Origin of the sequence: Roseococcus sp. SYP-B2431, assembly GCF_004336745.1 — a bacterium.
Lineage (GTDB): Bacteria > Pseudomonadota > Alphaproteobacteria > Acetobacterales > Acetobacteraceae > Roseococcus.
Map to the genome: position 1 here is coordinate 840705 of NZ_SJXD01000011.1, position 12037 is coordinate 852741.

Annotated in this window: 9 protein-coding genes; 2 read left to right on the forward strand and 7 right to left on the reverse strand. The window is 69.3% G+C overall.

Going from position 1 to position 12037, the window contains the following annotated elements; genetic code table 11:
* Positions 1 to 111: 111 nt before the first annotated feature.
* The 3 genes from EJV46_RS05270 to EJV46_RS05280 form a co-directional block, all read right to left on the reverse strand.
* Positions 112 to 852, reverse strand: a complete 741-nt coding sequence (locus EJV46_RS05270) for a hypothetical protein (protein ID WP_206020704.1) — start codon at positions 850 to 852, stop codon at positions 112 to 114.
* A gap of 377 nt (positions 853 to 1229) precedes the next feature.
* A complete protein-coding gene (locus EJV46_RS05275; RefSeq protein ID WP_131547524.1) occupies positions 1230 to 2363 on the reverse strand; it encodes a bifunctional 2-methylcitrate synthase/citrate synthase in 1134 nt (377 codons plus the stop codon).
* 63 nt (positions 2364 to 2426) lie between these two features.
* Positions 2427 to 3965, reverse strand: a complete 1539-nt coding sequence (locus EJV46_RS05280; RefSeq protein WP_131547525.1) for an MmgE/PrpD family protein — start codon at positions 3963 to 3965, stop codon at positions 2427 to 2429.
* A 130-nt stretch (positions 3966 to 4095) separates the two neighbouring features.
* Between EJV46_RS05280 and EJV46_RS05285 the strand changes: the two genes are divergently transcribed.
* Positions 4096 to 5469: a dihydroorotase family protein gene (locus EJV46_RS05285; protein ID WP_131547526.1), complete on the forward strand. Its 1374-nt coding sequence runs from the start codon at positions 4096 to 4098 to the stop codon at positions 5467 to 5469.
* 53 nt (positions 5470 to 5522) lie between these two features.
* On the forward strand, positions 5523 to 6467 hold the full coding sequence (locus tag EJV46_RS05290) for an N-carbamoyl-D-amino-acid hydrolase (RefSeq protein WP_131547527.1): 945 nt from the start codon (positions 5523 to 5525) through the stop codon (positions 6465 to 6467).
* 30 nt (positions 6468 to 6497) lie between these two features.
* On the opposite strand, the gene EJV46_RS05295 is transcribed toward EJV46_RS05290, so the two are convergent.
* The 4 genes from EJV46_RS05295 to mrdA all read right to left on the reverse strand — a co-directional run bounded on the left by EJV46_RS05295 (position 6498) and on the right by mrdA (position 11984).
* Positions 6498 to 6779, reverse strand: a complete 282-nt coding sequence (locus EJV46_RS05295; RefSeq protein WP_165585349.1) for a hypothetical protein — start codon at positions 6777 to 6779, stop codon at positions 6498 to 6500.
* 472 nt (positions 6780 to 7251) lie between these two features.
* On the reverse strand, positions 7252 to 8670 hold the full coding sequence (locus EJV46_RS05300) for an amidase (protein ID WP_131547529.1): 1419 nt from the start codon (positions 8668 to 8670) through the stop codon (positions 7252 to 7254).
* A gap of 134 nt (positions 8671 to 8804) precedes the next feature.
* Positions 8805 to 9962 (reverse strand): rod shape-determining protein RodA, encoded by a 1158-nt coding sequence (rodA, locus tag EJV46_RS05305; RefSeq protein ID WP_131547530.1) that lies wholly within the window; start codon positions 9960 to 9962, stop codon positions 8805 to 8807.
* Between the two features lie 156 nt (positions 9963 to 10118).
* Positions 10119 to 11984 carry a penicillin-binding protein 2 gene (gene mrdA, locus EJV46_RS05310; RefSeq protein WP_131548042.1) on the reverse strand — a complete coding sequence of 622 codons (1866 nt, stop codon included), beginning with the start codon at positions 11982 to 11984 and terminating at the stop codon, positions 10119 to 10121.
* Positions 11985 to 12037: the final 53 nt, after the last annotated feature.

Below are 12037 nucleotides of genomic sequence, written 5' to 3' on the forward strand. Positions count from 1 at the left end.
GCCGGAGATCTGAGTGAGCGAACGCGAACGCATCACGATCTGACGCGGCGCCCATAAAAAAGGTGCCGCCCCGGAGGGGGCGGCACCGATGTCACGCGACGGCCGGCGTGATCAGGTGGTCGGCGTCTCGCTCGGCGCCGGAGCCGGCGCCGCGGCAGCAGCCTTCTTCGCGGCGCGCGTGGCGGCAGCCTTCCTCGCGGCCTCGGCGCGCTTCGGATCCTTCGCCTTCACGGCCTTCGCGGCGGGCTTCTTCGTCGGAGCGGCCTTCTTCGCGGGCGCGGCCTTCTTTGCAGCAGGCTTCTTGGCGGCAGCGGCCTTCTTCGGAGCGGCCTTCTTCGCGGGCGCGGCCTTCTTCGCAGCCGGCTTCTTCGCGGCAGCCGCCTTCTTCGGAGCGGCCTTCTTCGCAGCCGGCTTCTTCACAGCGGCGGCCTTCCTCGGGGCGGCCTTCTTCGCGGGAGCGGCCTTCTTCGGGGCGGCCTTCCGTGCAGGCGCGGCCTTCTTCGCAGCAGCCTTCTTCGGCGCGGCCTTCTTGGCGGGAGCGGCCTTCTTCGCAGGCGCGGCCTTCTTCGCAGCCGGCTTCTTCGCCGCGGCCACGCGGCCGCGCGCGGTGGCGGGCTTCTTGGCGGTGCGGCGGGCGCCCGTCGCCATCGCCATCGCCTGGGCGCGCGGCTTCGTCTCGGTGGTATCGATCGTATCGGTCATTCGTGTTCTCCTATGCGCCGTGGCGCTCCAGACTGAGATGGTGACTTCGTCGCGGCGCCATGCCGCGGCGGATGGCAGAGACAACTCAACCGGCAGGCGACGCATCCCGCGAAAGAAAGCCCGGCGCGCCATCTGCGCTTCCGCCGGCATCAGGCGACGGCCTATGCCTTCCCTCCGCGATACCGTTTCCGTGGACCCGATCCTGGATCATCCTTCCTGCTCGACGCTCGCCCTGCTCCACGATCCTCTGCGATGATCGCCACTCTCGCGGAGCTCGCGCCGGCGTCATCATGCAAGCGAATCGCGCGTCAATGCGCGCGTTTGCAACGCTATCGGAATGCACGAGTTGCGTGTCAAACACATTCTGCATCTGCGCATGCAATTTCGCGCGCGATGAATCAACGAAGCATCGCTTGCGCAAACGAAAGAGGCCGTCCGATCGCTCGGACGGCCTCTGCGATTCAGCGCGAAGAGAGTTCGGATGATCTTCGCCGAGAGGACGACTCACCTCCTCGGAGGATCGCGCTCTATCGCGCGCTCATCGCCGGCACGGGCCGCTGCTCCAGCCCCGTATAAAGAGAAAGCGGACGGATGAGGCGGTTGTCCGCGAGCTGCTCGAAGACATGCGCCGACCAGCCGGTGATGCGGCTGCACACGAAGATCGGCGTGAAGAGCGGGATGTCGAAACCCATCAGGTAGTAGGCGGGGCCTGCAGGGAAATCGAGGTTCGGGTGGATGCGCTTCTCCTCGAGCATCACCTTCGCGAGCACCGCGGAGGTGTTCATCCACCGCTTGTCGCCCACGACCTCCGCCATGATCTCGGCGTACTTCTTCATCGTCGGCACGCGGCTGTCGCCCGACTTGTAAACGCGGTGGCCGAAGCCCATCACCAGCGCCTTGTGGTCGAAGCGCTCGCGCAGCCAGGCCTCGGCTTCGTCCGGCGAGGGGATCTCCTTCAGCATGTGCATCACCGCCTCGTTGGCGCCGCCGTGCAGCGGGCCCTTCAGCGCCGCGATGCCGGCCGTGATCGCGCCGTGGATGTCGGCCATGGTGGAGGAGACGGTGCGCGCGGTGAAGGTCGAGGCGTTGAAGGTGTGCTCGGCGTAGAGGATCATCGAGACGTCGAAGGCCTTGATGACCTCCTTGGCCGGCACCTTGCCGAAGACGACCTTGAAGAAGTTCTCGCAGTAGGAGAGCGACGGGTCGGGCGCCACCGGCTCCATGCACTTCGACAGGCGGAAGGCCGCGGCGACGGCGGTGGGCGCCTTGGCGAAGATGCGCATCGCCTTGCGGCGCTGCGCGGCGTCGGAGATGTCGGCCCATTCGGGATCCTCCATCCCCATGAAGCTGATCGCGGTGCGGATCGCGTCCATCGGATGCGCGTCCTTGGGGAATTCGCGGATGACCTTGAGCAGCGCCGGGCTGAGGGCGCGGTTCGCCTTCTCCTCGTCCTGGAAGGCCTTCAGCTGCGCCGCGTTCGGCAGCTCGCCGTTCCAGAGCAGGTAGGCGACCTCGTCGAAGCTCGCCTGCTCGCAGAGGTCCTGCACGGCATAGCCGCGATAAGTGAGGCTGTTGGTCTCGGGCATCACCTTGGAAATGGTGGACTCATCGGCATAGACGCCGACCAGGCCCTTGCGGATGTCGGGAGCGGCTTCGCTCATCGGATCGTTCCTCTCGGTTGTTCGTGGCTCCGGGCGCGGAGGACCGCGCCCGGGTCGTTCGGCTCAGAAGATGCCCGGCTTGCTCTCGGCAAGCGTGCCCTTCGGCAGCGCCACGTGCAGGGCACCCAGCTCGCCCGCCTTGAGGCTGGTGAGGTTCTCGGCCGCGTCGATGAAGCGGTTCGCCTCGCGCGCCGTGATGATGCCGTCCGTCAGCTCGCGGAACTTCTGGATGTACTGCGCCCGCACGAAGGGGCTCGCCCCGCGCGGATGGGCGTTGGCCACGCCCAGCTCGTCCACCAGCTTCGTGCCGTCCTTGAACAGGATCTCGACGCGGCCGCCGAAGGCCAGGGTCTCGGGGTCGCGCGAGTGGTAGCGCTCCGTCCATTCCGGCGCCTCGGTGGTCTCGATCTTGTGCCAGAGGCGGACCGTGTCGGCGCGGCCGGCGCGCTTGGGCGCGTAGCTGTCGACATGGTGCCAGCGGCCGTCCTGCAGGGCGACGGCGAAGATGTACATGATCGAGTGGTCGAGCGTCTCGCGGCTCGCCTTCGGGTCCATCTTCTGCGGGTCGTTGGCGCCGGTGCCGATCACGTAATGGGTGTGGTGGCTGGTGTGGATGATGATCTTCTCGATCTTGTCGAAGTCCGAGATGCTCTCGCGCATGCGGAAGGCGAGGTCGATCAGCGCCTGGCTCTGGTACTCGGCCGAGTGCTCCTTGGTGTAGCTGTCGAGAATGGCGCGCTTGGGCTCGCCGGCCGCCGGCAGCGGCACCTGGTAATAGGTGGGGTCGTAGACCGTCGGGCGGCCCTTGCTGTCGGCCTGCGTACGGCCGGAGAGCACCCAGGCGATCACGCTGTCCTCGCCCTCATAGATCGGGCTCGGCGCGCCCTCGCCGCGCATGCAGCGGTCCACGGCCTCGACGGCGAGCTTGCCGGCATGGGCGGGGGCATAGGCCTTCCAGGAGCTGATCTCGCCCTTGCGCGACTGGCGGAAGGTGACCGAGGTGTGCAGCGCCTGCTGCACCGACTGGAAGACGACCTCCTGCTTCAGGCCCAGCAGCGTGCCGATGCCCGCGGCCTGGGCCGGGCAGAGATGGGCGATATGGTCCACGCGGTGCTCATGCAGGCAGATGGCGCGCACCAGGTCGATATGGATCTCGTAGCCCGTCGCGAGCCCGCGCAGCAGGTCGCGGCCCGAGCGGCCCATGGTCTGCGCCACGGCCAGGATCGGCGGGATGTTGTCGCCGGGGTGCGAGTAGTCGGCGGCGAGGAAGGTGTCGTGCATGTCGAGCTCGCGGACCGCGGTGCCGTTCGCCCAGGCCGCCCATTCGGGGCTGACGGTGACGCCGGCCGGCATGCCGAAGACGGTCGCGCCGCCCTTCTTGGCATGGCCCAGCGCCATGCCGCGCGCGGAAACGACGGGGCGGCGGTTGATGGCGGCGATGGCCACCGAGGCGTTGTCGATGATGCGGTTGATGATCATCTCCGCCACGTCCTTCTGGACGGCGGCCCTGTCGGTGGCGACCCCGGCGATCTTCCAGGCCAGCTGGTCCTCGCGCTTGAGCAGCGCCTTCGACGGGTGGACCTTGACGGGGTGCATCTGCATTCGCGTTTTCCTCTGTGCTCATGCCGGCTTGGCGGCTCATCCGCGCGCGCCTAGCCTGAATCCATGTGTGGTGGGTCGCATCCTATGCGCCCGCGCATGCAGTGCAACATGGCCTGGGGATTTCTGAACGATGGCGTTCGATCTGGTGGTACGAGGCGATCTGGTCCTGGGCGACCGCGTGCTGGAGGGGGGCTGGGTCGGCGTCTCCGGCGGCGTGATCGCGGCGATCGGGCAAGGCGTTCCGCCCGCCTCGGCGGAGGTCGCGGATCATCGCGGCATGCTGGTCTTCCCGGGCCTCGTGGACGGTCACATGCACACGAGCAGCGCGCTGGGCTGGCCGGGCATCGAGGGCGCCTCGCGCACGGCGGCGGCCGGCGGCGTCACCACCTGCGTGGACATGCCCTACGACATCCCGCGCCCGGTGACAGATGCGGGCATCCTCGCCGAGAAGATCAAGGTCGTGAACGCGACCAGCCATGTGGACATGGCGCTCTACGGCACCATCCGGAAGGATGGCGGCGTGGAGGAGATCGCGGGGCTCGCGGCGGCGGGCGTCTGCTCCTTCAAGCTCTCCACCTATGAATACGATGCCGTGCGCTTCCCGCGCATCGACCACACCACCATGGAGGCGGCCTTCCGCGAGATCGCGAAGACCGGGCTCATGGTCGGCATCCACAACGAGGACCAGGAGATCGTCGAGGGCGCGATCGCGGCCGCCAAGGCGACGGGGCGCACCGACCCGATCATGCATGCGCGCACGCGCCCGCCGCTCTGCGAGACCATGGCCGACCTCGCCATCTTCGAGATGGCGCTGGAGACGGGCGCGCATGTCCACATCGCGCATTCCTCGCTGGCGCGTGGCTTCGACCTCGCCGAGATGTTCCGCAGGCAGGGCGCGAAGACCTCGGGCGAGGCCTGCATCCAGTATCTGTGCATGACCGAGGAGGACCTTCTCCGGCTCCAGGGCTTCGGCAAGTGCAACCCTCCCTTCCGCACCGCCGCCGAGGTGGAGCGCATGTGGCAGAGCCTGGCCGACGGCAAGATCGCCTACGTCTCGACCGACCACGCGCCCTGGCCGCGCCCGAAGAAGGAATACAACGGCGACATCTTCGCCTGCGGCGCCGGGCTCACGGGGCTGCAGAGCTTCGCGCCGCTGATGCTGACCCTGCTGGAGCAGCGCGGCATGCCGGTGACGCTGATGGCCTCGCTCTGCGCCGAGCGGCCGGCGAAATTCCACGGCCTCTTCCCCAAGAAGGGCGCCATCCGCCCCGGCTGCGACGCCGACCTGCTGGTGATGGAGCGCGGTGACTTCACCTTCGACGCGGCGAATATCCAGGACCGCGAGGAGGCCCGCTGGTCGCCCTATGACGGCATGAAGATGAAGGGCCGCGTGGCCGCGACCTATCTGCGCGGCGGCTGCATCTGGAACGGGACGGAGGTGCTGGCGAAGCCCGGCACCGGCCGCTTCGTGCCGCGCCAGCATGGCGAGACCTTCCTGGGCTGAGAAGGGTGGGGGCGGCCTTGTCAGGCCGCCCCCCTCGGGGCAGCTTCCCCGCCATGCCTCGCACGATCACGCTCGCCGGCGCGCAGACCGGCCCCATCCAGCGCGCTGATACCCGCGCGCATACCCTCGACCGGCTCATCGCCCTGCTGGAAGGCGCCGCCAAGGCCGGCGCCCAGCTGGTCGTCTTCCCGGAGCTCCCGCTCACCACCTTCTTCCCGCGCTGGTTCATCGAGAACACCCAGGAGCTCGACACCTGGTACGAACGCGAGATGCCCAATGCGAATTGCCAGAAGCTCTTCGACCGGGCGCGCGAGCTGAAGGTCGGCTTCTATCTCGGCTATGCCGAGCTGACGCCCGAGGGCCAGCGCTTCAACACCTCCATCACCGTGGGCCCCGACGGGCAGATCCTCGGCAAGTACCGCAAGGTTCACCTCCCCGGCACGGTGGAGCCCCGCCCCGGCGCGCGCTTCCAGCAGCTGGAGAAGCGCTACTTCGAATATGGCGACCTCGGCTTCCCGGCCTTCCGCGGCGCGCCGGAATGGCACCGCCCGGTCATGGGCATGCTGATCTGCAACGACCGCCGCTGGCCCGAGGGCTGGCGCGTCTATGGCCTGCAGGGCGTCGAGCTCATGGTGATGGGCTACAACTCCGCCGCCTACGACCCCCTGGGCGGCGACAGCGAGAGCGCCGAGCTGCGCACCTTCCATTCCACCATGGCCGCCCAGTCCAACGCCTATATGAACGCGACTTGGGCGGTGAGCGTGGCAAAGGCGGGCGACGAGGACGGCTCGGGCCTCATCGGCGGCTCGTGCATCGTCAGCCCCAACGGGATCGTCGTGGCGCAGGCCAAGACTCTGGGGGACGAGCTGATCGTCGCCGAGATCGACCTCGACGACTGCCGCCAGGGCAAGGAGAAGATGTTCAACTTCGCCCAGCACCGCCGGCCGCAGTATTACGGGCGAATCGTCGAACAGGTCGGCGCCGTCGTTCCGGAATAGGGAAAGCGGGCCGGGCCTGGCGCACGTGGGTCAGAACCCGGCCAGGGCGCGGCGCACCTCGCCCCTGGGCGCGAACATGTCATCCGTGAAGCTCAATACGGGTTGGCGAAGCGGCTCCTCGATCTCGAAGCGCACCCAGAGCTGACGCTGCGTGCCGGCGCGCAGGGACGTGGCCGGCAGGCCCTCCACCGGCCTGTGGGTCCGGCCCTGGGCAAGGATCCGGACATTGCCGCGCGACAGCTGGATATCGGTGGCCCCGGCCGTCGCCTGGAACATCACGCGGATCTCCCGGAGGCCGCTGCGGGGCGACATGCTTTCAACGTTCAGGACGACGAAGGACGTGCCGGCGACATCGAGAGGTTCCCCCATCACGAGGGGCGGCACGCTGCCCGGCAGGTTCGCTCCAGGCTGTGGCGCCGCCTCCTGACGGCTGCCTCCTGACTCTCGGGCCGGGGAAGCGCCCGGCTCGGGAGGCCGCGGAACCGATGCGGCGACCGATGGCGAAGCAACGGTCGGCCTCGGCTCGTGGGGGCCACGGAAGAGAGGCGCCAGCGCGACGATGAGCCCGGTCAGCGCCGTCAGCAGAGCCGCGAGGCCGGCGAGGATGCCGGGAACCGTCGTCCACCAGGATCTCGAATGGTCCGGCTCGGCCATCTGCGGTTCCCGTGCCGGCGTTGTTGCGCGGCGGCATGAATCTAACTAGCCCATCCGCGCTTCGGCCAGCCAGCATTGTTGCCGCGCCGGACGGCGGGCGCCTCCTCCCTGGCGATCGGGGGCCCCCGCCCTACTGCGCGAGCGGCGGCCTCTTATCCGCCCAGGGCCGCGCCGCCTCGAAGGCGGCGCTGGCCTGCAGAACCCCCAGATCGTCGAAGCGCCGGCCCACGATCTGGAGGCCGACCGGCAGCCCCTTCGGCGTAAAGCCGGCCGGCACGCTGGCCGCCGGACTGCCCGACCAGTTGAAGGGGTAGGAGAATTCCGCCCACATCAGCCAGTCCCATTCATGCTGCGGCCAGTGCTCGGGCTGCAGCCGGTCCGCCGGGAAGGCCGCCACGCTCACGGCCGGCGAGAGCAGGAAGTCGTAGCCCTCCATGAACTCATGGATTTGCTGGACATAGGCGAAGCGGCGCAGGCGCATCTGCATGTATTGCGGCGCGGTGAAGCCCTGGGCGTATCGGATCATCGCCACGAAGCCCGGATCCATCCGGCTCTCGAATTCCGGCAGGCTCTCGATCCGCCCGCTGAAGGTCGCCGGCCAGAAGAAGCGCGCCAGCTCCGGGCCGAGCGGGCCCCAGGCCGGGGTCACCTCCTCGACCTCGGCGCCCATCTCCTCGAAGGCCTTTACCGCGCGCTCCACGACCTCGGCGATTTCGGGGTCGACGCGGGCATGGCCCAGGTCGCGCGTGTAGCCGATGCGCTTCCCCTTCATCGAGCCCGCGTGAAGCTGGGACGCATAATCCTGCGGCGGCGCCTCGAGCGAGGTGTAGTCCCACACATGCGGCCCGGCCATCGCCTGGGTCATCAGCGCGGCGTCCTCCACCCTGCGGGTCAGCGGTCCAATATGGGTGGCGAGCTCGTTGTTGGACATGGGCCAGTTCGGCACGCGACCATGCGTCGGCTTCAGGCCATAGACCCCGGAGAAGTGCGCCGGCATGCGGATCGAGCCGGCCCCGTCGCCGCCCTGGTGCAACGGCCCGTAGCCGCAGGCCGCCGCCACGCCGGCGCCCGAGGAGGATGCCCCCGCGTTTAGCCCCCTGCCCCAGGGATTGTGCGTGATGCCCGAGATCAGGGCCTGGCTCACGCCCTTCCAGCCCCATTCGCCGGCCGAGGTCGTCTTGCCCACCATCATCCCGCCCGCCGCGAGCAGCCGGCTGACGCAGGGCGCATCCACGTCGGGAATGGTGCCCTGCAGGATGGCGGTGCCGAAATCGGTCTGCACGCCCCGGGTGTGCTGGAGGTCCTTGATGGTGACCGGGATGCCTTCCAGCAGCCGCGGCGTGTCGTTCTGCCGGTACACCGCCTCGGACCGCCGCGCCGCCTCCAGCGCGTGCTCGGGCGTCAGCCGCATCATGGCGTTCACCTGCGGCTCGGTCCGCTCGATGCGGGCGAGGACCGCCTGGGCGACCTCCACCGGCGACAGCTTGCGCGCGCGATAGAGGGCGTGAAGCTCGCGCACGCCCAGAAAGCCGATCTCGTCGATGTCCATCCTGCCCAGTCTCCGATCGCGCCCGGCCGAGCGGCCCGCTTCGAAGAGGCGAACCTGTGGCATTCCCCCGTGGCCCTTGCCCGGCCTGCCGAGCATTTGGCCAGACGGGATGGAGATTGCCTAGGCGCCCCGGCTCAATCCCGCGCCGGCCCGAACTCGGCGTCCCGGTGGACCCAGGCGCTGATCAGCATCCCGAAGCCGATCATGGTGGTCAGCATCGCCGAGCCGCCATGCGAGATCAGCGGCAGCGGCACGCCGCCCACCGGGATGCTGCCCGTCACCATCGCCACGTTCACGAAGATATAGAGGAAGTAGTTCGTCCCCAGCCCGATCGCGAGCAGCCGGCCGAACTGGTGCTTGCAGCGCATCGCCACCAGGAAGCAGAAGCCCACCACCAGCATCAGCAGCGCCAGGGTGCCCATGGCCCCCACCAGCCCGAATTCCTCGGCGATCATGGTGAAGATGAAGTCGGTCTGCTTCTCCGGCAGGAAGTTCAGGTGGCCCTGGGTCCCCTGGAGGAAGCCCTTGCCCCAGAGCCCGCCCGAGCCCAGCGCGATCTTGGACTGGATGATGTTGTAGCCCGCCCCCAGCGGGTCGGATTCCGGATCCAGGAAGGTCGTGATGCGGGCTCGCTGATATTCCCGCAGGTTCTCGTAGACGATGGGCGCCGCCGCCGCCGCGGCGCCGATGATCGCCGCGAACTTCCACCAGCGCACGCCCGCCGCCCAGAACATCGCGCCGCCCAGCACCGCCGTGATGAGCGAGGTGCCGAGGTTGGGCTGCTTGAAGATCAGCCCCACCGGGACCAGCACCAGCACCGCCGGGACCACCAGGAAGAAGGGGTTGCCCACGCGCTCCCAGCTCGCCCGGTGGAACCAGGCGGCCAGCGTCAGCACCAGGACGATCTTCATCAGCTCCGAGGGTTGGAGTTGCAGCGGCCCGAGATCCACCCAGCGCTGCGCGCCCTTCCCCACCTCGCCATGCAGCGCGACCATGACCAGCAGGCCGATGCCGACCACATAGGCGACCGGCGCGGCGCGGGCGATCAGCCGGATGTCGACGAAGCCGATGCAGAGCATCATCACCAGGCAGAAGCCGAAGCGCAGCGCATGCTTGGTGGCGTAGAGGTCCGGATTGCCGCTTCCCGCCGAATAGAGCGCGACATAGCCCACCGCTCCCACGGCGCAGAGCAGCAGCACGAAGATCCAGGGGATCTGCCAGAGCTTCTGGAGAATCCCCGCCCCGCGGTCGCGGGTGAGCAGGCGCTTCTCGAAGACCGTGGAGCCGGAAATTTTCTTATTCCCTCAGACGGCGGGCGCGCGCTCCGCGCGCTTGCCTTCGCCGCGCGGCGGTTGCGCCAGTGGGAAGGTCGGTGGGGCGGCGCCGGCCGCTTTGCGGCCGGAAGCCCTGGGGGCAGCGGCCTTCCTGCCCGGTCCGCGCCTCGCCCGTCACGTCCCGCGTACCACGTCGGCCACCCGCTGGGCCGGCGCCGCGCGGAAGCGGTTGAAGGTCTCCACCATCGCGTCGCGCGCCAGCGGCGCCGCGGCGCCGGAGCCCGAGGTGCCATGCTCCACCACCACGCTCACCGCATAGAGCGGGTTGTCATGCGGCGCGTAGCCGACGAAGAGCGCGTGCGGCCGATACTCGCGCGGCAGGCTCTCCACGCGGAAGCCGCGCTCGCGCTGTTCGCGGCTCACGCGGCGCACCTGCGTCGTGCCCGTCTTGCCCGCCATCTGGCCGAGCCCCCCCGGCAGCTTGGCGATCCCCGCCGTGCCGCCGCCCTCATTCACGACGGCCCACATGGCATCGCGCACCAGCCGCATATCACGATCGGCGATGCCCATGGCGGGCCAGTCCTCCGGCCGCCCCCCGCGCGCCGGCCGGCCGCCGATGCTGCGGGTGAGGTGCGGCTGCACCGCCCGTCCCGTCGCCAGCCGCGCGGTCATGGTCGCGAGGCTCAAGGGCGTGAGCTGGTAGAAGCCCTGGCCGATGCCATGCACCACCGTATCGCCCAGCGCCCAGCCCCGGCCCTGCGCCTCGCGCCATTCGCGCGTGGGCATCAGGCCGCGCCGGGCACCCGGCAGCTCGATGTCAAGGTCCACGCCCATGCCGAAGCGCCGCCCCATGGCGGCGATCCGGTTGATGCCCAGGCGTTTGGCCAGCTCGTAGAAATACACGTCGCAGCTCAGCTTGATGGCGCTGCGCATGTCCATCCCGCCATGGCCGCCGCGGTTCCAGCAGTGGAAGCGGCTCTCGCCCAGGTCGAAATGGCCGGGACAGGAAATCCGCTCGCCCGGGCCGATTGCCCGCGCCTCCAGCCCGGCCAGCGCCACCACCATCTTGAAGGTGGAACCCGGCGCGTAGAGCCCGTTCGCCGCCTTGTTGATGAGGGGCGTCGCGCGGTTGGCCGTCAGCTGCCGCCACTGGGCGTTGCTCACGCCCGCGTTGAAGACGTTCGGGTCGAAGCTCGGCTGGCTCGCCATAGCGAGCACCTCGCCGTTGCGGGCGTTCATCACGACGATCGAGGTCCCCTCCTCGATCTTGCCGCGGATGGTCTTCTGCAGCTCGGTGTCGACGCTGATCTCGATGTCCTGGCCCGGCTGGCCCTCGCGCCGGTCCAGCTCGCGGATGATGCGCCCGACGGCGTTCACCTCCAGCTGCACCGCGCCGGCCCGGCCGCGCATGACCAGGTCGTGGTGGCGCTCGATCCCCGAACGCCCCACCCGGATGCCGGGGAGCTGCAGCAGCGGATCGCCGTCCATGTCGCGCTCCGCCGGCGGGGCCACATAGCCCACGATATGCGCGAGATGCTCCGCCTCAGGGTAGATGCGCGTGGTGCCGACATCGATGAGGATGCCCGGCAGGTCGGGCGCGTTCACCTCGATGCGCGCCATCTCCTCCCAGGCCAGGAACTCGCGCACGATGACGGGCACGAAGCGCCGGCGCCGGCGCATCTCACGCTCCACCCGGGCGCGCTCGTGGTCGGCCAGGGGGACGATGCGGCTGAAGGTCTCCAGCGTGGCGCCGACGTCGGAGGTCTGCTCGGCCACCAGCAGCGCGCGCCAGTTCAGCCGATTGCCGGCGACGACCTGGCCGTTGCGGTCCAGCACGCGGCCGCGCGGCGGCGAGAGCAGCCGGGCCGAGAGGCGGTTCTCCTCGGCGAGCGTCGCATAGCGCTCGCCCTGCTCCACCTGCAGCGTGTGCAGCCGGTAGCCGAGGAAGCCGAAGAGCCCGAGCTGCCCGGTCGCCAGCACCAGGGCGCGGCGCGTGAAGACGGAACGGCGCTGCTCCTCCTCCCGCTTGACGCCGCGCATCGTGAAATTGGCGATGCCGCCCTTCTCCTTGCGGCGCAGGATGCGGGGAAACT